18 protein-coding genes are annotated in these 20,586 nt (G+C 68.4%); 9 read left to right on the forward strand and 9 right to left on the reverse strand.

Annotated elements, in window-relative coordinates:
* Nucleotides 1-32 precede the first annotated feature (32 nt).
* The 6 genes from dnaJ to OU996_RS03815 all read right to left on the reverse strand — a co-directional run bounded on the left by dnaJ (nt 33) and on the right by OU996_RS03815 (nt 6,697).
* Entirely contained in the window at nt 33-1,172 is a 1,140-nt protein-coding gene (gene dnaJ, locus OU996_RS03790; protein WP_267584324.1) for a molecular chaperone DnaJ, read from the reverse strand.
* 199 nt (nt 1,173-1,371) lie between these two features.
* Nucleotides 1,372-3,267, reverse strand: coding sequence for a molecular chaperone DnaK (gene dnaK / locus OU996_RS03795; protein ID WP_267584325.1), 1,896 nt, complete (start codon nt 3,265-3,267; stop codon nt 1,372-1,374).
* 226 nt (nt 3,268-3,493) lie between these two features.
* A complete protein-coding gene (locus OU996_RS03800; RefSeq protein ID WP_267584326.1) occupies nt 3,494-4,726 on the reverse strand; it encodes an HlyD family secretion protein in 1,233 nt (410 codons plus the stop codon).
* Nucleotides 4,719-5,132, reverse strand: coding sequence for a hypothetical protein (locus tag OU996_RS03805; RefSeq protein WP_267584327.1), 414 nt, complete (start codon nt 5,130-5,132; stop codon nt 4,719-4,721). The genes OU996_RS03800 and OU996_RS03805 overlap by 8 nt, the downstream gene beginning before the upstream one ends.
* Before the next feature lie 88 nt (nt 5,133-5,220).
* On the reverse strand, nt 5,221-6,147 hold the full coding sequence (locus tag OU996_RS03810; protein ID WP_267584328.1) for a sugar phosphate isomerase/epimerase family protein: 927 nt from the start codon (nt 6,145-6,147) through the stop codon (nt 5,221-5,223).
* A gap of 163 nt (nt 6,148-6,310) precedes the next feature.
* A complete protein-coding gene (locus OU996_RS03815) occupies nt 6,311-6,697 on the reverse strand; it encodes a VOC family protein (protein ID WP_267584329.1) in 387 nt (128 codons plus the stop codon).
* Nucleotides 6,698-6,946: 249 nt separating this feature from the next.
* On the opposite strand from OU996_RS03815, the gene OU996_RS03820 reads away from it, so the two are divergent.
* The 3 genes from OU996_RS03820 to OU996_RS03830 are packed head-to-tail and all read left to right on the forward strand — an operon-like array spanning nt 6,947 to nt 9,671.
* Complete coding sequence (locus tag OU996_RS03820; protein WP_267584330.1) at nt 6,947-7,636, forward strand: glutathione S-transferase family protein; 690 nt, start codon at nt 6,947-6,949, stop codon at nt 7,634-7,636.
* Complete coding sequence (gene queG / locus OU996_RS03825; protein ID WP_267584331.1) at nt 7,612-8,778, forward strand: tRNA epoxyqueuosine(34) reductase QueG; 1,167 nt, start codon at nt 7,612-7,614, stop codon at nt 8,776-8,778. Before OU996_RS03820 ends, queG begins: the two co-directional genes overlap by 25 nt.
* A gap of 11 nt (nt 8,779-8,789) precedes the next feature.
* A complete protein-coding gene (locus tag OU996_RS03830) occupies nt 8,790-9,671 on the forward strand; it encodes an NAD-dependent epimerase/dehydratase family protein (protein ID WP_267584332.1) in 882 nt (293 codons plus the stop codon).
* On the opposite strand, the gene OU996_RS03835 is transcribed toward OU996_RS03830, so the two are convergent.
* Nucleotides 9,659-10,342: a TetR/AcrR family transcriptional regulator gene (locus OU996_RS03835; RefSeq protein ID WP_267584333.1), complete on the reverse strand. Its 684-nt coding sequence runs from the start codon at nt 10,340-10,342 to the stop codon at nt 9,659-9,661. The genes OU996_RS03830 and OU996_RS03835 overlap by 13 nt on opposite strands.
* Before the next feature lie 558 nt (nt 10,343-10,900).
* Between OU996_RS03835 and OU996_RS03840 the strand changes: the two genes are divergently transcribed.
* Both OU996_RS03840 and OU996_RS03845 read left to right on the forward strand, forming a co-directional pair.
* A complete protein-coding gene (locus OU996_RS03840) occupies nt 10,901-12,784 on the forward strand; it encodes a potassium transporter Kup (RefSeq protein WP_267584334.1) in 1,884 nt (627 codons plus the stop codon).
* Between the two features lie 262 nt (nt 12,785-13,046).
* A complete protein-coding gene (locus OU996_RS03845; protein ID WP_267584335.1) occupies nt 13,047-14,120 on the forward strand; it encodes a UPF0104 family protein in 1,074 nt (357 codons plus the stop codon).
* 9 nt (nt 14,121-14,129) lie between these two features.
* Here the strand turns inward: OU996_RS03845 and OU996_RS03850 are convergent, their stop codons facing one another.
* Nucleotides 14,130-14,834: a hypothetical protein gene (locus OU996_RS03850; protein WP_267584336.1), complete on the reverse strand. Its 705-nt coding sequence runs from the start codon at nt 14,832-14,834 to the stop codon at nt 14,130-14,132.
* A gap of 36 nt (nt 14,835-14,870) precedes the next feature.
* Nucleotides 14,871-15,875, reverse strand: a complete 1,005-nt coding sequence (ppk2, locus tag OU996_RS03855; RefSeq protein ID WP_267584337.1) for a polyphosphate kinase 2 — start codon at nt 15,873-15,875, stop codon at nt 14,871-14,873.
* Nucleotides 15,876-15,990: 115 nt separating this feature from the next.
* Here ppk2 and OU996_RS03860 point away from each other — a divergent pair, with 115 nt between their 5' ends.
* The 4 genes from OU996_RS03860 (at nt 15,991) to pstA (ending at nt 20,580) form a co-directional block, all read left to right on the forward strand.
* Nucleotides 15,991-17,340 carry an ATP-binding protein gene (locus tag OU996_RS03860; RefSeq protein WP_267584338.1) on the forward strand — a complete coding sequence of 450 codons (1,350 nt, stop codon included), beginning with the start codon at nt 15,991-15,993 and terminating at the stop codon, nt 17,338-17,340.
* A 148-nt stretch (nt 17,341-17,488) separates the two neighbouring features.
* Complete coding sequence (gene pstS / locus OU996_RS03865) at nt 17,489-18,526, forward strand: phosphate ABC transporter substrate-binding protein PstS (protein WP_267584339.1); 1,038 nt, start codon at nt 17,489-17,491, stop codon at nt 18,524-18,526.
* A 239-nt stretch (nt 18,527-18,765) separates the two neighbouring features.
* Complete coding sequence (gene pstC, locus OU996_RS03870; RefSeq protein WP_267584340.1) at nt 18,766-19,737, forward strand: phosphate ABC transporter permease subunit PstC; 972 nt, start codon at nt 18,766-18,768, stop codon at nt 19,735-19,737.
* 9 nt (nt 19,738-19,746) lie between these two features.
* Nucleotides 19,747-20,580 carry a phosphate ABC transporter permease PstA gene (pstA, locus tag OU996_RS03875; RefSeq protein ID WP_267584341.1) on the forward strand — a complete coding sequence of 278 codons (834 nt, stop codon included), beginning with the start codon at nt 19,747-19,749 and terminating at the stop codon, nt 20,578-20,580.
* Nucleotides 20,581-20,586 lie beyond the last annotated feature (6 nt).

Consider the following 20,586-nt stretch of genomic DNA (forward strand, 5'->3'; position numbering starts at 1 on the left):
CCTGCGATGACGGCGGCGTTACGCCACCCTCACTAATCCGCATCCCCGGCAAAGAAATCCTTTACCTTGGCAAAGAAGCCGCTCGATTCCGGGTGCGTCTCGCCGGAGCATTCCCGCTCGAACTCGGTGAGCAATTCGCGCTGACGTCGGGTGAGGTTCTGCGGCGTTTCCACCACCACCTGCACATACATGTCGCCGCGCGTGCGGCTGCGGAGCACCGGCATGCCGCGCCCGCCGAGGCGGAAGCGCTTGCCGGACTGGGTGCCCTCGGGAACCTTCACCTTGTGGGTGTCGCCCTCGATGGTCGGCACCTCGAAGGTGCCGCCGAGCGCCGCCGTGACCATGGAGATCGGCGCGCGGCAGAACAGGTCCGCGCCGTCGCGCTGAAAGAACTCGTGCGGGGCGAGCGACAGGAAGATGTAGAGATCGCCCGGCGGCCCGCCGCGCATCCCGGCCTCGCCCTCATTGGCGAGGCGAATACGCGTGCCATCCTCGACGCCGGCGGGAATGGCGACTTCGAGCGTGCGCTCCTTGGTGGTGCGCCCCGCGCCCGCGCAAGACGGGCAGGGATCCTCGATCACCTGGCCACGGCCCTGGCAGCTCGGGCAGGTGCGCTCCAGCGTGAAGAAGCCCTGCGCCTGGCGCACGCGGCCGGCGCCGCCGCAGGTGCGGCAGGTGGTGGGCTGCGTGCCGGGCTTGGCGCCCGAGCCGGAGCAGGTCTCGCAGACGATGGAGGTCGGCAGCCGCACCGTGGCGTTCTTGCCGGAGAAGGCCTCCTCGAGGGTGATTTCCATGTTGTAGCGCAGGTCCGCCCCGCGCTCGCGCCCACCGCGCTGGCCACCGCCGCCGCCGCGTCGCCCGCCGGCCATGCCGAACAGGTCGTCGAAAATGTCGGAGAAGGTCGAGGCGAAGTCCGCCCCGAAGCCGGGCCCGCCACCGCCGCCATTCTCGAAGGCGGCATGGCCGAAGCGGTCATAGGCCGCGCGCTTCTGCGGATCCTTCAGGCAGTCATAGGCCTCGCTGATTTCCTTGAAGCGGATTTCGGCCTCGGCATTGCCGGGATTCTTGTCCGGATGCCACTTCATGGCGAGCTTGCGATAGGCGCTCTTCAGCTCCCCGTCATTGCAGGTACGGGTGACTTCAAGCAGCTCGTAATAATCGGTCTTGGACATGGATGGTTGAGCCGTCGCACGGTTTGGACCGGATGAGGCAGCGCGCTCGCCACCCCGTTCCGGTCAAAGCAGCCGCTTCATGCAGGAATCCTGCCGCGTCCGAGCCTGAAGCCCCGGCGGGCGCCCACATCATCCGGCACTGCCAAACAGAGTTCCGCCCCCGGAATCGCTCCCGGGGGCGGCACGAACCTTGGAGCCGTCAGGCCGACTTCTTCTTGTCGTCGTCGACCTCGGTGAACTCGGCGTCCACCACATCGTCCTTCGGCGCCTCGCCGGCATCGCCGCCGCCCTGCTGGGAAGCGTACATCGCTTCGCCGAGCTTGAGGGAGGCCTGCGCCAGCGTGTTGGTCTTGGCGGCGATCGCCTCGGCGTCGTCACCTTCCAGCGCGGTCTTGAGCTCGGTGATGGCGGTCTCGATGGCCGCCTTCTCCGGCGCGCCGACCTTGTCGCCATGCTCGGCCAGCGCCTTCTCGGTCGAGTGGACGAGCGCCTCGGCGTGGTTCTTCGCCTCGACGACGGCACGGCGCTTCTTGTCTTCCTCGGCGTGCGCCTCGGCGTCCTTCACCATCTTGTCGATGTCGCTGTCGGACAGACCACCGGAGGCCTGGATGCGGATCTGCTGCTCCTTGCCGGTGCCCTTGTCCTTGGCCGACACATTGACGAGACCGTTGGCGTCGATGTCGAAGGCGACTTCGATCTGCGGCACGCCGCGCGGCGCCGGCGGGATGCCGACGAGGTCGAACTGGCCGAGGATCTTGTTGTCCGCCGCCATTTCGCGCTCGCCCTGGAAGACGCGGATGGTCACCGCGGTCTGCCCGTCCTCGGCGGTCGAGAAGGTCTGGCTCTTCTTGGTCGGGATGGTGGTATTGCGGTCGATGAGGCGCGTGAACACGCCGCCCAGCGTCTCGATGCCGAGCGAGAGCGGGGTCACGTCGAGCAGCAGCACGTCCTTCACGTCGCCCGCGAGCACGCCGGCCTGGATGGCGGCGCCGATGGCGACCACTTCATCCGGGTTGACGCCCTTGTGGGGCTCCTTGCCGAAGAACTGCTTCACCACTTCCTGAACCTTGGGCATGCGGGTCATGCCGCCGACGAGCACGACCTCGTCGATCTGCCCGGCCGAAAGACCCGCATCCTTGAGCGCCTTGCGGCAGGGCTCGACGGTGCGCTGGATCAGGTCGTCCACCAGCGCCTCGAACTTGGCGCGGGTGAGCTTCATGGTCAGGTGCTTCGGGCCCGAGGCATCCGCCGTGATGAAGGGCAGGTTGATCTCGGTCTGGGTGGCGGACGACAGCTCGATCTTGGCCTTCTCGGCGGCTTCCTTCAGGCGCTGAAGGGCGAGCTTGTCGTTGCGCAGGTCGATGCCCTGCTCCTTCTTGAACTCGTCGGCGAGGTAGCTGACGAGGCGCATGTCGAAGTCCTCGCCACCGAGGAAGGTGTCGCCATTGGTGGACTTCACCTCGAACACGCCGTCGCCGATTTCCAGCACCGACACGTCGAAGGTGCCGCCGCCGAGGTCATAGACCGCGATGGTGCCGGCCGACTTCTTGTCGAGGCCATAGGCCAGCGCGGCCGCCGTCGGCTCGTTGATGATGCGCAGCACGTCGAGGCCGGCGATCTTGCCGGCGTCCTTGGTGGCCTGGCGCTGGGCGTCGTTGAAATAGGCCGGGACGGTGATGACCGCCTGCGTGACCTTGGCGCCGAGATAGGCCTCCGCGGTCTCCTTCATCTTCTGCAGGGTGAAGGCGGAGATCTGCGAGGGCGAATACTTCTTGCCGTCGGACTCGACCCAGGCGTCGCCATTGTCGGCACGCACGATCTGATAGGGCACCAGGCCCTTGTCCTTCGCCACGGTCGGGTCGTCATACCGGCGGCCGATCAGGCGCTTCACCGCGAAGAAGGTGCGCTCGGGGTTGGTCACTGCCTGGCGCTTGGCCGGCTGGCCGACGAGACGCTCGCCATCCTCGGTAAAGGCGACGATGGACGGCGTGGTGCGGGCACCTTCCGCGTTCTCGATCACCTTGGGCGTGCTGCCTTCCATGACGGCGACGCAGCTATTGGTCGTGCCGAGGTCGATGCCGATGACTTTAGACATAATGTTTCTCCTTCCGGCAGGCCGGCCGGACCTTATTGAAGCACCCGGAGAGGAACAGCGCAGCGGCGAACCGCCGCCGTCCCCCGGGACCGGCCCCCATAGCAATTGGGTACGGCGCCATGCGCGCCGTTCGTGGCCGATATAGGGGGCGCCCGTTTCCGCCGCAAGAAGGTGCCGGCGGCGAAAATCGCGCGCTCGTGAAGCCGGCGCGCCATCCGGCCCGGTTTCAGTGCCCGCTAAACACCAGGATACGCAGCGGCACGATCACCGCCTGCAGCCGCAGAAGCAGCGCATGGACCGCCGCAACCGTGTCAACGACGTGAAGATAGACCGCCGTAAGCCCGCCGACCTCGCCGGAGGCGAGCCGTGCGTGATTGCTCGAATAGGCATTGGCGATGCAGCTCGAGCCGGGTGTCACGCCGGCAAGGCCGCCCTCATAGAGCGGCTCCAGCACCACCGTCAGCGTGCCCGGCGCGGCGACCTGCCGGGCGTCCTGCAGCTGCTCGGCGGCGCGCAGCTGCCCGGCGGCGATGGCGTCCTGCACATCCGTCACCACCATGGGGATGACCGTGAGCGGCTTCGACAGGCACACCGCCTCGGCCACCATGCCCGGCCGGAGCACCTGCGCCTCGATCTGGCCGAAGCCGGCGACGAGGCGCTGGCGACCGGCGCCTTCCGGGATCAGCACGCCGGCCGGGCGCAGCATCGGGCTGACGAGATCGCCGACCCGCAGGGCGAACTGCTCGACCTGACCGGCCGTGCCGGCGCGGATCACCGTCTTGTCGAGGGCGACCAGCGCCTCGGCCAGCGCCGCCTCGGCGCTCGCCTTCTGCGCGGGCAGAAGCAGGGTGGCGCGGGCCTGCGCCGCCTCGCGCGCGGCCAGCGCGGCGGCGACACCGCCCTCGCGGCCATCGACGACATTCTGCAGCCGCTCGATCTCGCGGACACTCACCACGCCGGCATTGCGCTGCTGAAGCTCGCGCCGCGTCTCCAGCTCATCGCGCGCCTGTTGCAGCGCTTCCTCGGCCTGGCGCAGCTGCCCCTCGGCGGCGGCGATGTCGGCGCGGGCGGCGACAAGCGCGGCCTCCGTCTCGACGATGCGCCGGCGTGCGGTCTCGGCCTGCGCCTTCTGGAGGGAATCGTCGAGCCGGAACAGTGGCTGGCCGGCCTCGACGCGGGCGCTCTGCCCCACCAGAACCTCGCTCACGCGACCGCCGATCTCCGGCACGATCGGCACGGCGCGGAAATAGGCGGTGACATTGCTCGAGGAGGGATGGTTGTAGAAGATCACCGCGATCAGCCCAACGGTGAGCATCAGGCAGGCAGTGATGCCCCAGCGCAGCTCATACCAGACCGAATAGAGCGTGATCTCATGGCCGAAGCGCTTTCCCTGCGCGTAGCGGCGGATGAGATAATCCGGGAACACCGTGACCAGCGAGCACAGCAGCAGCTCAAGCATGGTTGCGGCTCTCGGCGCTGTGGCGCTCTCCATGCAGGCCGGGCGCCGGGGCGTCCGCCGGCGGCGAGGTGCCCGCCAGCCGCTCCACCCCGCGGGCGATGCGGGTCAGCGGTGTGCCGAAATCGGGCAGATCGATGAAGGCGAGCAGCAGCGCGGCCACCCAGAACAGATGGATGTGGGTGAACAGCGCCAAGAGGCACAGCACCGCGACGATTTCCATCTGCAGCTTCTGCGCCTTGTGCGCCATGCGCTCGGGCAGCGAGTGCAGCGCCAGGAACAGGACGCCGCCGACCAGAACCGCGCCGATCAGCGTCACGGTCGCCACGCCGAGCAGGATGTCGGTCTCGCCCGGCGCAGTGATGAAGAAGGGAAGGTGGTCAGGCGTGACCGGAAGCGGCGATGACACGGCATGTCCCCATGAGAGCGGCCGACGTGGGTTTGACGACGATCAGTGCCACCTGAATACCGGCCTGTCCAGACTGCCCACAGGGTCTTCAGGCGACGATCGCCGCCGGGCTGCGGAAGCGGGCGGCGAGGGCCTGCAGCACACCGACCTGGTCCTTCAGCTCGCGCCAGTGGCGCGGTTCCAGCTCCATAACCGCGACGGCGCCGGCGGGCGGCTGCACCGCCTCGATCACCGCGTCCCAGTCGATGGAACCCCAGCCGATGGGAAGGTGCAGGTCGCCCTCGCCGAGCGCCACCGCTTCCGCCGGGTGGTAGGTCCACATCTCGGTCGGCCGGCCGAAGGAATCGTGCAGGTGGAAATGCGCCACATAGGGCGCGAGCTGCGCCATCTCGGCGATCGGATCGAGCCGCGCATCGGTGCAGCGAATATAGCCGTGGCTGACGTCGAGCGTCGCCCGCACCGCCGGATGCTCGATGGCCGACAATTCCCCGGCGAGCTTGGCCGGCGTCGCCGTCTCGCGCACGCCGCGAAAGCGGAAGATGTTCTCCACGCAGAGCAGCACGCCAAGGCGCGCCGCGTGGTCACCCGCCCGCACCAGCGCCTCGCGCTGGCGGGAATAGGCAACCTCGACATCGTCGGCCGGGTCCGAGACATGGCCGGTGTGCATCACGAGATGATGCGCGCCGATGGCGGCGGCGATCTCGATATTGGCGGCCAGCACCGCCTCATGGCGCGGCAGGCGCTCGGGAATGTCCATCAGGTTGATGGCGAGCGTGCCATGCATGGAATAAGCGAGCCTGCGGCCGGCGAGGGCGCGCACCAGGTCGTCCAGCCGGTTGGTCAGCAGGCGGCCGCCGACGATGAGGTGCCAGGCATAGGCCGGGAGTTCCACCAGATCGACGCCGAGGGCCTCGGCCTCGTCGAGATGCGCACCGAGATCGTCGAACTCGGGGCTGCCTTCGAGGATCGAATAGCCGCTGGCGCGGATGGGGGAGGCCGGCATATGCATCTGCATGCGTCGCTGTTCCTTCGACGGGGGCCCGCAAGGGCCGTGGGGCGGTAACGACGGAAGCAACCCTGAGGGGCCGCGCCCGTTCACGCTTGCGCCCGTTTTATGGCACACGCATTACACTGTGCCGAATCCGGCGTGTCGCCAGTAGCTTAGCCGGCATCACGGCTCACATGCGCGGCGTCATCCAGGCGAGAAACGCCCCGCCCGAATCACGCACAATGCCGATTCGCCCGACACCCGCCACGTCGAAGCCCGGCCGGATGATGCTGCCGCCGGCCGCCTCCACCTTGGCGAGCCGCGCATCGACATCATCCACCGCCACATAGGTCATCCAGTGATCGGGAATGCCGGCGAACTCGGCCGCCGCCAGCGTGAAGATGCCGCCGATGCGGCGCTCACCCTGGGTGATGATGGTGTAGTCGGCGCCGCCTTCCATCGGCATCGCCTCGAAGGTCCAGCCGAGGGTTTCCGCATAGAACGCCTTGGCCTTTTCCGGGTCGTGCGTGTTCAGCTCATTCCAGATGAAGCTGCCATGTTCGGGTTGGTTCGCCATTGGAGCCTCCTGAGAGCCTCACAAGCAAGGCTCTTACCGCCGCGCGCTCGGGGTGCGCCGGTGAAAACACCGCCGGCGCGTTAACGATCCTTACACCGTGCCACGAAAAATGCATGAACCTTACCCTGCGCACGGGCGGGGCGGGGTGCCATGTTGACGCCGCGATAACTTGCGATGAGGCGTCAACCCTTCTAGATCGGTCCTTCAGGCGGCGCCGTCGTCGGGGCGCGCCGAGGCTTTTCCCGGACAATGCAGCTTTATCATCATCCCTTCTGCGCGCATTCGCGCCTCGTCCGCCTCGCTCTCGGGGAGATGGGGATCGCGCCTGTGCTGATCGAAGAGCGGGCCTGGGAGCGCCGCCCCGAGTTCCTGATGCTCGACCCGGCCGGCGCCACGCCGGTGCTGGTGGAGGATGACGGCCTCGTCGTGCCGGGCGTCGACGCCATCAGCGAATATATCGACGAGACGCGCGGCCACGCCATGGGCGACCGCCGGCTGCTGCCGCCGGACATCTATGCCCGCGTCGAGGTGCGCCGCCTCGCCTCCTGGTTCAACCACAAATTCTACACCGAGGTGTCCGAGCCGCTGGTGCGCGAGAAGGTGTACAAGCGCTACATGCCGCGCGAGCTCGGTGGCGGGCCGCCGGACATGGCGGTGATCCGCGCGGCGCGGGCCAATATCCGCTATCATCTGCAATATATCGGCTGGCTGCTGAAATCGCGGAACTGGCTGGCGGGCGAGCGCATGAGCTATGCCGACCTTGCCGCCGCCGCGCATATCTCCTGCGTCGACTATCTGGGCGACGTGCCGTGGGACGAGGATGAGGGAGCGAAGATCTGGTACGCGCGCATCAAGTCGCGTCCGGCCTTCCGGCCGCTGCTCGCCGTGACCATGGCGGGGATGCCGCCGGCGCTGTGCTACGCGGATCTCGACTTCTAGACCCGGCCGCCGCCAAGGCGCTCATCGCTGCCCTCGCCCGCGAGGAAGGCTTCGACGCCATCGGTGTCGCCGCGCCCGATTCGATCCCCGAGGCCGCCCCCCGCCTCCAGCATTGGATCGCGCAGGGCCGTCATGGCGATATGGACTGGATGCCGGAGACGGCGGAGCGCCGCGCCTCCCCCGCCCATCTGTGGCCGGAGGTGCGCGCCGTGGTCATGCTCGGCCTCAATTACGGGCCGGACGAGGATCCCCGTGCCGTGCTGGCCGACCGCTCGACCGGTGCGATCTCGGTCTATGCGCGCGGCGACGATTATCACGAGCTGATCAAGGGCAAGCTCAAGCGCATCTGCTCGCGCTTCGTGCCGCGCGCCGGCGGGCCGGAGGCCGTCGCGGTGAAAGTGTTCGTCGATACCGCCCCCTTGATGGAAAAGCCGCTGGCGCAGGCCGCCGGGCTCGGCTGGCAGGGCAAGCACACCAATCTTGTCTCGCGGGCGAAAGGCTCCTGGCTGTTCCTTGCCGCCATCGCCACCACGCTGCCGCTGCCGCCGGACACGCCCGAGATCGACCATTGCGGCTCCTGCCGCGCCTGTCTCGACGCCTGCCCGACGGGCGCGTTTCCCGCGCCCTACCAGATCGACGCCCGGCGCTGCGTCTCCTACCTCACCATCGAGCATCGCGGACCGATCCCGCAGGAGCTGCGCGCGGGCATCGGCAACCGCATCTATGGCTGCGACGACTGCCTCGCCGCCTGCCCGTGGAACAAGTTCGCGCAGGCCGGCCACGAGGCGCGCCTCGCCGCCCGCGACGAGAACCGCGCGCCGCCGCTCGCCGAACTGGCGGGGCTGGACGATGCCGCCTTTCGCGCGCGCTTCACCAAGAGCCCGATCAAGCGCACCGGGCGCACCCGCTTCCTGCGCAATGTGCTGATCGCCATCGGCAATTCCGGGGACGCGACGCTTGTTCCGGCAGCGGAACGACTGCTCGACGATCCCGCCCCGCTCATTCGCGGCGCGGCGGTGTGGGCGCTGGCGCGGCTGCTTGACGCCGACGCCTTCGCCCGTCATGCCGCACGCCATGCCGGGGAGCCCGACGCCGAGGTGCGGGCCGAATGGCACACCGCCTCCCTGCCGCCCGCCGCCTAACGGACGCTCGCATGACCACGCTTCTCTGCCTCGGCTATGGCTATTGCGCCCGGCATCTCGTCGCCCGGCACGGGGCGTCCTTCGCCCGGATCCTCGGCACCGCCCGCGCGCCCCGGTTTGAGCCGGGCGTGGACATGCTCGCCTTCGACGGTGTGCCGAGCGATGAGCTGCGCGCGGCGCTGGAGACAGCCGATATCGTGCTCGCCTCCGCCGCGCCGGGCGAGGCAGGCGACCCCTTTCTCGGCCCGCTCGGCCCCGGCCTCGCCGCCGCGCGCCGAAAAGGCCCGCTGATCTATCTCTCAACCATCGGCGTGCATGGCGACAGCGGCGGCGCCTGGATCGACGAGGACGCCCCGCTCGACGCGGAAGCCCCGCGCGCGCGGCGGCGCGTGGCGGCGGAGGCGGCGTGGCGGGAGACGGGGCAGGCGGCTGGTCGTCCGGTCGCCATTCTGCGTCTCGGCGGCATTTACGGACCCGGGCGCAACGCGCTGCTCGACATCCGGGCCGGCACTGCCCGCTGCATCGAGCGGCCGGGCCAGGTGTTCAACCGCATTCATGTCGCCGATATCGCCGGGGCCATCCATGCGGTGGCGACGCAGGGTTTTGACGGCGTGGTGAATGTGGTGGACGACGAGCCCTCGCCTTCCTGCGCCCCGGTGCGCTTCGCCGCCGGGCTGCTGGGGGTGGAACCGCCGCCCGCCGTCCCCTTCGAGATTGCGGCGGCCACCATGTCGCCCATGGCGCTGTCGTTCTGGGCGGATAACCGACGGGTGCGCAACGACCGGCTGCACGCGCTGATCGGCGGGGCTCTCACTTACCCGACCTATCGCGAGGGGCTCACCGCCCTGCTGGCCGAGGGCGAAGGTCGCGCCGCGCCCCGTCAGCCCGGCTGATCGCTCGGGCAGCGCCGCGGCGCATAGGCGCGCAGGAAGGCCCCGACCGTGAAGTTCACCACCCGTTCGATCTCCTCATCCGAGGCGGAAATGCCGCAGAAGAAGGCCGGCAGCACGATGCGCGCATGGCAGCCGATGACGAACTGCCAGGAGGCGAGGTCCACATCGTCGATCGCCAGTTCGCCGGCGGCGATCTTGGCCCGCAGCCACTCGGAGAGCAGCGCCACCGCCCGCTCCTGCGCCGAGGCGTAGTAGAGCCGGCCGATCTGCGGCAGCTTTTCCGCCACGCCGATCACCATGCGCACCGTGGCGACATTGGCCGGCTGGATCATGGCGCGGATGTAGCGATGGCTCAGCGCCACCAGCGCCGCCTGCACGTCCTCGTTGGGGTCGAGCACGAAGCAGTGTTCGGCCGTCTGCTCGGACTGCTCGCGCACCAGAGCCGCGAACAGCTCTTCCTTGGAGGGGAAATAGACGTAGAGCGTGCCCTTGGAGACACCCGCCGCGCGGGCAATCTCACCCATGCTGGCGCCGTCGAACCCCTGCGCCAGGAAAACCTCGCGGGCGCCGTTCAGGATCTGCCGCGACTTGTCGCGCCCCTGCGGAACCGGCGCGGCGCAGCGCGGCGGGTCACAGGCGATGATCGGCGAAAGGGTGGGAAACACGTTCACGAGGCAGACCTGACTAAGCGCAAAACAACCGGAAAAAGGTTCAAAGTGCGATTGCGACACCATGCCACGAAGCGCCCCTCCTCCCAAGCGCCAGATCGCTTGGCCGAAAGTTTTTGACCGAACCGTTCAGTTTTGCTTGCCGACATCCCGCGCTGTGGGTAGAACGTTGCTCAGCCGCGGCGCTGGCTGAAGGTCCCCGCAAGCCTTCATCAAAGCCGGCACCGATGGTCGAGGGAGGAGGGTTAATTCCGCCCCCCAATCCTCCTCCCTCAGCCTCTCCGCCGGTGCCCCCGCACCGGCCTGCGGTCCAATGGCCCCTGTGCGGGCGCAAGTTGCGCCGCACATTCCGCCGGGATCGAGCGATCGGGTGGCCGTCGTATCGAGGCTCCCCCTTGGCGCGCGGACCAGAGCGGGGTAATGCTGCGCTGCCGTGCCCCGGCCGGTCTGCGCGATTGCGGAGCCTCATGACGTTTATATTCCCTGTTCGCCGACGGCATGGCCGCGCTGCGCGCCCGGCATTGGATGCGTGCGTCCGCGCGCAGGCGGCTCATCCCCGTCATGGCTAGCCCCGCCGCAACGACCGGGCGAACCTTGCCGCTCGCTGCCGAGCTGGCCGCGCTGGGCGTGGTGTTCGGCGATATCGGCACCAGCCCGCTCTACGCCTTCAAGCAGGGCCTGATCGCCGTCGGCGGCGCGGCGGTGACGGATGCCGAGGTGCTCGGCCTGCTCTCGCTGGTGACCTGGGCGATCATCCTGTCGATCACCATCAAATATGTCTCGCTGGTGCTGCGCGCGGACAATGACGGGGAAGGCGGCATTCTCGCTCTGGTGACGCTGCTCGATCTCCATCGCAGCGCGACCGGCAAGCGGCTCTTCCTGCTGATCGCCGGCCTCATCGGCGCCGCCATGCTGATCGGCGACGGCGTGCTGACCCCGGCCATGTCGGTGCTCTCCGCCATCGAGGGGCTCGAGGTCATCGCCCCCGCGCTCGACCACTGGATCGTCGCCGTCACCGTGCTGGTGATCCTGCTGGTGTTCTTCTCCCAGCGGGCCGGCACCGAACGCATCGGCACCTTCTACGGGCCGGTCATGCTGCTCTGGTTCGGCTCGCTCGCGGCGCTCGGCGTGTACGGCATCCTGCAGGCGCCGCAGGTGCTGTGGGCGCTCGATCCGCGCCACGGCATCGCCCTGATCAACGATCACATCTGGTTCGCCGGCGCCGTGCTGGGCGCCACCTTCCTCGCCATCACCGGCGGCGAGGCGCTCTATGCCGATCTCGGTCATTTCGGGCGCAAGGTCATCACCCGTGCCTGGCTGCTGGTCGCCATGCCGGCGCTGCTGCTCAATTATTACGGCCAGGGCGCCATCGTGCTGGTGAACCGCGACGCGGTGCGCAACCCGTTCTACGACCTGTCGCCCGACCTGTTCGACGTGCCGCTGCTGATCCTCGCCACGGCGGCGACGGTGATCGCCTCGCAGGCCATCATCACCGGCGTGTTTTCGCTGGCCAAGCAGGCCATCGAACTGGGCTACCTGCCGCCGATGCGCATCCGCTACACCAGCGAACACAACGACCAGCACATCTATGTCGGCCGGCTGAACTGGATCATGATGGTCGCCTGCGCGCTGATCGTCATCTCTTTCGGCTCGTCGGACCGGCTGGCCTCGGCCTATGGCATCGCGGTCGCCATGGCGATGGTCTCGACCACCATCCTGTTCGTCGCCTATGTGCGGCGCAGCTGGCACTGGCCGCTGCCGGTGCTCATCGTGCTCGCCGGCGGCCTTCTGGCCATCGACCTGTCCTTCGCCGCTGCCAATCTCACCAAGCTGCATGATGGCGGCTGGCTGCCGGTGACCATCGCCGCCATCGTGCTCATCATCATGGTGTCGTGGCGGCGTGGGCTGGAGGGGCTGGGCATTCAGCAGCGCCGCTTCACCGAGCCACTTGACGCCTTCATCGCCCGCGGCCGCCCGCCGGCCTGCGCGATCAGCCCGCGCACCGCCATCTTCCTGTCGCGCGGCGGGGCGGTGACGCCGGTCGCGCTCGGCCGGGTGTCGGACCTGCTGAACGTTCAGTTCGAGCGATCCGTCATCGTCTCGGTCTGGATCGCCTCGCGCCCGCGCGTGCCGGTGGACGAGCGCGTGCGGGTGCTGCCGCTCGACCCGTTCCATGTGCGGGTGGATGTGCGCTTCGGCTATATGCAGCAGATCGACGTGCCGGCGGTGCTCGGCCCGGCGCTCTACGCGCAGGGCATCGACCCCGACGAGGCGGTCTATGTCATCGGCCATGAGCGCATCATCCCGCCGGAGGACATACGCGGCGTACGCGACGTGCTGGCCCATGTCTTCGCCTTCCTGGCGCGCAACGCCGAACGCTCGGTGGACCGCTTCGGGCTGCCGCGCCCGCGTACCATCGAAATCGGCTACCCTGTTCGGTTGTGACGCGCGGAGCCATCAGGCCCGGGCAATCCGGCGCGAAGGCATCGGGCTTGGGCGATCACGCTGGCGCGAGCAGGGGCGCGCCGCCACGCCGTCGCCCCCATCTGTCCGCACAAGCCGCACGCCGCGTGGCCGTCATACCCCCGCCCATGCCGACATGCGGTAATGCGCCGCCCGGGCGCCTAAGCGGTTTCGCCCGGCCCTCGGGTCTGATAGGGCTGCGGCCAACCACCACGAACGCGGCAAAGATGATGGTGAGCGAGCGATGAAGGGGCTTAAGGCCATACTCGGATGGCTGCGCGGGCATTTGGGTTGGCACACGCTCGGCGTGGTCGCCAGTCTCGTCATCATCGGTATCGCTGCCGTGGTGCTCTACGAGATGCTCCGCAACATCCGTCCGGCCGAGGTGCTGGACGCGCTCACGGACACCGATCCGTGGCGGGTGGCGCTGGCTGCGCTGTTCGTGGCGGCGGCCTATTTCACCCTGACCTTCTATGACTGGTTCGCCCTGCGCACCATCGGCAAGCCGCATGTGCCCTACCGCACGGCGGCGCTCGCGTCCTTCACCTCCTATTCCATCGGCCATAATATCGGCTTCTCCGCCTTCACCGGTGGCACGGTGCGCTACCGCATCTATTCGGCGCACGGTCTCGGCGCGGTGGATGTGGCCAAGCTCTGCTTCGTCACCGGCCTCACCTTCTGGCTCGGCAATATCGCCATGCTCGGGCTCGGCATCACCGTCGAGCCCTGGGCGGCGAGCGCGGTCGACCAGCTTCCGGCCTGGATCAACCGTCTGATCGGCATCGGCCTGCTGGCCGGCCTTGCCGCCTATGTCGTCTGGGTCGGGCTGAAGCCGCGCCGCATCGGTGTCGGGCAGGGCCACTGGACGGTCACCCTGCCCGGCTGGAAGCTGACGCTGCTGCAGATCTGCATCGGCATCATCGACTTGGCCTTCTGCGCGGCGGCGATGTATGTGCTGATGCCGCAGACGCCCTATATCGACCCGATCGCGCTCGGCGTCGTCTTCATCTCGGCGACCCTGCTCGGCTTCGCCAGCCACGCGCCGGGCGGGCTCGGCGTGTTCGACGCGGCGATGCTGGTGGCGCTGTCGCAGTTCGAGACCGAGGCGCTGCTCGGCGCGCTGCTGCTGCTGCGCCTGCTCTATTATGTGACGCCCTTCGCGCTCGCCCTGGTCATTCTCGGTATTCGCGAGCTGCTGATGAGCCGGCGCAAGCGCCGCATTCCCCCACCCGCCGTATCGGTCGATCCGCTGGCCGAGCCGCCGGTGCTGGAACCCGAGGCGGCCGAGCCCGCGCCGCGCCGCGTGCTGAACGGCTGATACTGAAAACTAGCGCAGCAGGCCGGGCAAACCGGGAAGACCGGGCATCATGCCCTGCATGCCGGAGGGCAGGCGCGTGACCTTCACGCCCGCCGGCAGCTCGAACAGGGCGGCGCCCAGCGGCTCGCGCACCACCTCCGTTGCTTCGAACAGCACGCGCGGCTTGCCGCTGACCTCGGCCTTCGCCCGTAGCGCGATGCCGTCCTCGGTGATGCAGGCCTCGACCGGCGTGCCGCTGCGGTCCTCGCGCGTGCGCCAGACATGGCAGGTTTCGCCCGCCACCTTCTCGGTGCCGCCCCGCGTGCCTTCCCCGCCCGGATCGAAGGCGGCGAAGTCGGCCGGCAGCTCGACATCGAAGGCCCGGTTGCCCATGCCGGGGATGGCGACCAGCATCAGCATCCGGTTGCGGGCGAGATCGACGATGCCGGTCATGTCGCCGGGCATGTCGGCCTGCGTGACCTCCAGACGCATGCGCTCGCCGCTATGGGCGATCGTCATGCGGGCGTCCTGCGGGCCCTTGGCGACGAGGCGATAATCGACCTGCGGGCGTGGCAGAGGTTCGCCCGCACGGGCCCCCTCGTTCGGCATAAGCGGCAGGAAAGCGAAGGCGGCGCAGAGCGGCAAGGCCGCCCGTCGCACCGACGCCTTGACCTGATCGCGCGCCGCGCCACGCGGGGCCCTTTGCTGCCGGTGCTGGCCGTGCGCCCGCATCATGTCTTCGAATCCGCCTGTCATTCCGGCCTTGATACCTCAGAACGCCTGGCGTTCCAGAAAGGTCCGCCCATCCATCACGATGGCCGGATCGGGGACGCCGACCACGCGGTCGTCGCGCCCCTCATAGGGAAGATGCGACAGGATCTGCCGGATGGCGCCAAGGCGGGCGCGCATCTTGTCGTTGGAGAGCACGGCGGTCCAGGGCGCCGCCGCGCTGTGGCTCGCCTCGATCATGGCGTTGCGCGCCGCCGAGATGGCATCCCAGCGCGCGGGAGCGGAAAGATCCACCGGCGACAGCTTCCACTGCTTGAGCGGATCCTTATGACGCGCATGCAGGCGCTTGAGCTGCATCTCCCGGCCGATATCGAGCCAGATCTTGAACAGGCGTATGCCGTCATCCACCAGCATCTTCTCGAAAATCGGCACCTGATCGAGGAACTGTGCCGTCTGCGCCGGGGTGCAATACCCCATCACCGGCTCGACCACGGCGCGGTTGTACCAGGAGCGGTCGAACATCACGATCTCGCCCTTATAGGGCATGTGCGCGACGTAACGTTGAAAGTACCACTGCGCGCTCTCGATCTCGGTCGGCTTGTCGAGGGCGACCACCCGCACATAGCGCGGGTTGAGATGCTGCACGAAGCGATGGATCGTGCCGCCCTTGCCAGCGGCGTCACGCCCCTCAAAGACGATGACGATGCGCTCGCGGGACGTCTTCACCCACTCCTGCACCTTGAGCAGTTCGATCTGCAGCGCGCGCAACTCCTCCTCATACGCGCCGCGCTTGGGGCGGTCGGTGTAGGGGTAGTTGCCGCTGCCATAGGCGCGGCTGTCGATGATCTCCGGCAGCTCCGGCGCATCGACGGAGAACGTCGCCAGCGCGCGGGCGAGCCGGCTCTCCTCGCCGTCGATGCCCGACGCTGCGGTCCCGTTAGCCTTGGCCGCGCTCTTGGCGGCCTTCTTCTCCCCCTTGCGGGAGACGCGGGCAGGGTCCGCCTCCCGCCGGGACGCCTTGGCGGCCGTTTCCGGCTTCTTCGTCATATGGAAGCCTCGCAACTGTACAATAAGGCGCGGTCTCGTTCATGCTCGCGCGGGGACCGATTCAGTATCGGGCGGCGAGCATAGCGAATTCCCCCGGTCTCAGGAAACGGTCAGCATGGCCCGCGAACCCGCATCTCAAGCACCCGCGTCCACCGCCGAGGATACGCTCGGCGGGCGCCTCGCCGGCGCGCGTGGCACGCTGGGTGCGGCCGCGCTGGGGCTCGCCGGTGCGGTGTGGCTGGGCACGCTCGCGCCGACGCCCGCTTTTGTGATCGGCGCGCTGGTGCTCGCCGGCGCCCTGCTGCCTGGCCCCCGCCGGCCCGTGTCTGCCGCCCTGGCGCGGCTGGGGGCGCCTGGGGAACCCCGCCCGCTGCGCCTCGGCGCCGGCGAGGAGCGCCTGACCGCACTGGTGCGCGCGCTGCCCGAGGCCGCGCTGCTGCTCGACCCGCGCGGCACGGTGCTGGTCGCCAATGCCCGCGCCACCGGCATCGTCGCGAGCGTCAGGGTCGGCGATCCCGTCTCCTTCGCCGTGCGCGTGCCGGAAGTGCTGGAGGCGATCCGCGCCGCCGCCGCCGACGGCCAGCCGCGCCGCATCGAATTCGCCGAGCGCGTGCCGATCGACCGCTGGCTGCGCGCCGACATCGTGCCGATCCGCTCCGGCGAGGGCCGCGAGCGGGCCGACCGGCGCGCCACCGACGCGGTGCTGGTGAGCTTCATCGACCTCACCCAGCAGCGGCGCGTCGAGCAGATGCGCGTCGACTTCATCGCCAATGCCAGCCACGAGCTGCGCACCCCGCTCGCCTCGCTCTCCGGCTTCATCGAGACGCTGCAAGGCCCGGCCCGCAACGACACCAACGCCCGCGAGCGCTTCCTCAAGATCATGGGCGAACAGGCGCGCCGCATGTCGCGCCTTATCGACGACCTGCTCTCGCTCTCGCGCATCGAGCTGAACGCCCATTTGCGGCCGGAGACCGAGATCGACCTCGTCGCCATTGTCGGCCATGTGCGCGACACGCTGGCCCCGCTCGGACGCGAACGCGGCGTCGAGGTCGCCTTCGTCCATCCCGCCGGGCCGGTGACGGTGAAGGGGGACCGCGACGAGCTGTTCCGGGTGTTCGAGAATCTCGTCGAGAACGCGCTGAAATATGGCGCCACCGGCGGCAAGGTGGAGGTCGCCATTACCCGCGAGGGGGGCGATGCCCTTGTGGCGGTGCGCGATTTCGGGCCGGGCATCGCGCCCGAGCATGTGCCCCGGCTCACCGAGCGGTTCTACCGCGTGGACACCGCCCATTCGCGCGAGCAGGGCGGCACGGGGCTGGGCCTCGCCATCGTCAAGCACATCGTCGCACGCCACCGCGGACGGCTCGGCATCGAGAGCACGCCGGGCGAGGGATCGACCTTTTCCGTACGGCTTGCCGCACTCGCCGCGAGCGACGTGAAAGCGCGCGATAATTCAGCGGCTTAGGCTGTCATCAAGGCGTCACCCACCCGTCATACAACCGTGGCGCCGGGACGTTAGATAAGCCCGTGTCACCCATTTCCGCCGCCTCCGGCCAACGGAGCACCGGGCAAGGGCCCGTGTGCTGCTGGTCTCCCAGATCAGGAGAAGACCCTTGAAGCTCACCCACATCCTCGGCGCTGCGCTGTCGCTCAGCCTCACGCTGCCGGGCGCCGCCTTCGCGGCCGACATCAACGGCGCTGGCGCGTCCTTCCCGGCCCCGGTCTATCAGGCCTGGGCTGCGGCCTATAAGGAGAAGACCGGCACGGGCCTGAACTATCAGTCCATCGGCTCCGGCGGCGGTCAGAACCAGATCGTCAACCGCACCGTCGACTTCGGCGCTTCCGACGCGCCGATGAAGGACGACAAGCTCGAATCCGCCAACCTGCTGCAGTTCCCGACCGTAATCGGTTCGGTCGTCGCGATCTTCAACCTCGACGGCGTTTCCTCGCTGGTGCTCGACGGTCCGGTCCTCGCCGAGATCTACCAGGGCAAAATCACCAAGTGGAACGACGCCAAGATCGCCGCGCTGAACAAGGGCTCCAAGCTGCCTGACACCGCGATCGTCCCGGTCTATCGCTCGGACAGCTCGGGCACCTCGTTCGTGTTCACGTCCTATCTCGCTTCGGCCAATGGCGACTGGAAGTCCGCCGTCGGCGCGGCCACCTCCGTTCAGTGGCCGGTCGGCGCGGGCGCCAAGGGCAATGAAGGCGTTGCCGGCACCGTGAAGAACACCAAGGGCGCCATCGGCTACGTCGAGTTCATCTACGCCGCCGCCAACAAGCTGACCGCTGCCGATCTCGTCAACAAGGCCGGCAAGGTCGTGAAGCCCGAGACCAAGGCGTTCATGGAAGCCGCCGCCGCCGCCGACTGGAAGGGCGCGAAGAACTTCGCCGCCTCGATGATCGACACCGCCGGCCCGGGCGCCTGGCCGATCACCTCGGCCACCTACATCCTGCTCCCGAAGAACCCGACCAACGCCACGCAGTCGGCCGAGGCCATCAAGTTCTTCAACTGGGCCTACACCGCCGAAGGCGACGCCATCGCCGAGAAGCTTCACTACATCCCGCTCCCGGACTCGGTCGTCACCGACATCAAGAAGGCCTGGGCCGACGAAGTGAAGGCTGACGGCAAGGCTGTCTGGACCAACTGATCTTAATAGATCAACCGAAAGAGGGGCGGCCGTCGCGGCGGCCGCCCCTTCTCGTGAGCGCCGCCTGATAGTACCCGCGGCGAACTTCGCCGCCGTTGCCCGACCGACACCTCGCGGTCCGGCACGGCGACGCCGCCACGCCCCCGACATGACGCACGAGACGCCTTAGCGAGCCCCCGCGCGCACCACCGGTCCCCTCAGGGGTCCACGCCCGATGGCGCTGACAGGATCACAGGAACATGGACGCCACGCTTACCGGAAACCAAGCGGCCATGGTCGCCGCGCGCAAGCCGACCGGCCGCCTCAGCGACCCCATCTTCGTCGGGCTGCTGTGGACCAGCGGCATCTTCGTGCTGATCCTTCTCGGCCTGATCATCGCCATGCTGTTCGAGGGTGGTCTGCCGGCGCTGCGCGAATTTGGCATCAGCTTCCTGTGGTCGACGATCTGGAACCCGGTGACGGAGAAGTTCGGCGCCGGTGTGATGGTGTTCGGCACCATCTTCAGCGCCGTCATCGCGGTCATCATCGCGCTCCCGCTGTCCTTCGGCATCGCCTTCTTCCTGACCGAAATCGCGCCGCAGCAGCTTCGCCGGCCGATCGGCGTCGCCATCCAGCTCCTCGCCGCCATCCCCTCGATCATCTACGGCATGTGGGGCTTCTTCGTCATCGTGCCGCTGATGGCCGCCTATGTGCAGCCGCCGCTGATCGAATGGCTTGGCCCGATCCCCGTGCTCGGCGCGCTGTTCCAGGGCCCGCCGCTTGGCGCGGGCATGCTGACCGCCGGCCTCATCATGGCGATCATGATCCTGCCCTTCATCACCGCCATGTTCGTCGAGGTGCTGGAATCGGTGCCGCCGATGATCAAGGAATCGGCCTATGGCGTCGGCGCGACCACCTATGAAGTGTATCGCAATGTCTCCGTGCCCTATGGCCGCACCGCCATGGTCGGCGCGGTGATGCTCGGCCTCGGCCGCGCGCTGGGCGAGACAATGGCCGTGACCTTCGTCATCGGCAATGCGACGCGCATGTCGGTCTCGCTGTTCGCGCCGGGCGCCACCATCGCCTCGACCATCGCCAACGAATTCCCCGAAGCCTCCAACGGCTCGCTCAAGCTGCAGTCGCTGCTGGAACTCGGCTTCATCCTCTTCGTCATCTCCTTCATCGTGCTGGCGCTCTCGCGGCTGCTGGTCCGCTCGAAGCTCAAGGGCTGAGGAAAGTACATGTCATCGCTCGCCCGTCGCCGCGCCACCGACTACACCGTCAAGGTCATTTCCACCGGCTTCGCCGCGCTCTCGCTTGTCCTCCTCGCCTGGATCCTCTGGACCCTGGTGGCGCGGGGCCTGCCGGCCCTCGGCCCGCATGTGTTTACCAAGATCACCGCGCCTCCGGGCGCGGGCGGCGGCCTGCTCAACGCCATTGTCGGCTCGCTGATCCAGATCGGTGTCGCCCTTGTCATCGGCACGCCGATCGGCCTGATGTGCGGCACCTTCCTCGCCGAGCACGGCAAGAACACGCAGATCGGCAATGCCGTGCGCTTCGTGAACGACGTGCTGCTCTCGGCGCCCTCGATCCTGATCGGCCTGTTCGTCTACCAGCTCATGGTCGTGCCGATCGGCGGCTTCTCCGGCTGGGCAGGCTCCTTCGCGCTGGCGATCATCATCATCCCGGTGGTCGTGCGCACCACCGAAGACATGCTGAACCTGGTGCCGATCGGCCTGCGCGAGGCGGCCTTCGCGCTCGGCGCGCCGGCGTGGAAGGTGGTCACCCTGGTCACCTGGCGGGCGGCCCGCGCCGGCATCGTTACCGGCATCCTGCTGGCCGTGGCCCGCGCCGCCGGCGAGACCGCGCCTCTGCTGTTCACCTCGCTCGGCAATAATGGCTGGTCGCTGGACCTCAGCGTGCCCATGGCGTCTCTGCCGATCGCCATTTATCAATACGCCGCCAGCCCCTTCGAGGACTGGGTCGCCCTGGCCTGGGCCGGCGCGCTCATCATCACCGTCGGGGTGCTGACCCTGAACATTCTTTCCCGCCTCGTCCTGGCGAAGATGAAGTGAGACGGA

This window comes from Ancylobacter sp. SL191 (assembly GCF_026625645.1).
Taxonomy (GTDB): domain Bacteria; phylum Pseudomonadota; class Alphaproteobacteria; order Rhizobiales; family Xanthobacteraceae; genus Ancylobacter.

Excerpts from the sequence above, each read along its gene's own strand:
- pstA (WP_267584341.1), top strand. The coding sequence starts at position 19,747 with ATGTCATCGCTCGCCCGTCGCCGCGCCACCGACTACACCGTCAAGGTC.
- dnaK (WP_267584325.1), bottom strand. The coding sequence starts at position 3,267 with ATGTCTAAAGTCATCGGCATCGACCTCGGCACGACCAATAGCTGCGTC.
- dnaJ (WP_267584324.1), bottom strand. The coding sequence starts at position 1,172 with ATGTCCAAGACCGATTATTACGAGCTGCTTGAAGTCACCCGTACCTGC.
- OU996_RS03820 (WP_267584330.1), top strand. The coding sequence starts at position 6,947 with ATGCAGCTTTATCATCATCCCTTCTGCGCGCATTCGCGCCTCGTCCGC.
- OU996_RS03810 (WP_267584328.1), bottom strand. The coding sequence starts at position 6,147 with ATGCAGATGCATATGCCGGCCTCCCCCATCCGCGCCAGCGGCTATTCG.
- OU996_RS03850 (WP_267584336.1), bottom strand. The coding sequence starts at position 14,834 with ATGATGCGGGCGCACGGCCAGCACCGGCAGCAAAGGGCCCCGCGTGGC.
- OU996_RS03830 (WP_267584332.1), top strand. The coding sequence starts at position 8,790 with ATGACCACGCTTCTCTGCCTCGGCTATGGCTATTGCGCCCGGCATCTC.
- OU996_RS03800 (WP_267584326.1), bottom strand. The coding sequence starts at position 4,726 with ATGCTTGAGCTGCTGCTGTGCTCGCTGGTCACGGTGTTCCCGGATTAT.
- OU996_RS03840 (WP_267584334.1), top strand. The coding sequence starts at position 10,901 with ATGGCTAGCCCCGCCGCAACGACCGGGCGAACCTTGCCGCTCGCTGCC.
- pstC (WP_267584340.1), top strand. The coding sequence starts at position 18,766 with ATGGACGCCACGCTTACCGGAAACCAAGCGGCCATGGTCGCCGCGCGC.
- OU996_RS03845 (WP_267584335.1), top strand. The coding sequence starts at position 13,047 with ATGAAGGGGCTTAAGGCCATACTCGGATGGCTGCGCGGGCATTTGGGT.
- OU996_RS03860 (WP_267584338.1), top strand. The coding sequence starts at position 15,991 with ATGGCCCGCGAACCCGCATCTCAAGCACCCGCGTCCACCGCCGAGGAT.
- ppk2 (WP_267584337.1), bottom strand. The coding sequence starts at position 15,875 with ATGACGAAGAAGCCGGAAACGGCCGCCAAGGCGTCCCGGCGGGAGGCG.
- OU996_RS03815 (WP_267584329.1), bottom strand. The coding sequence starts at position 6,697 with ATGGCGAACCAACCCGAACATGGCAGCTTCATCTGGAATGAGCTGAAC.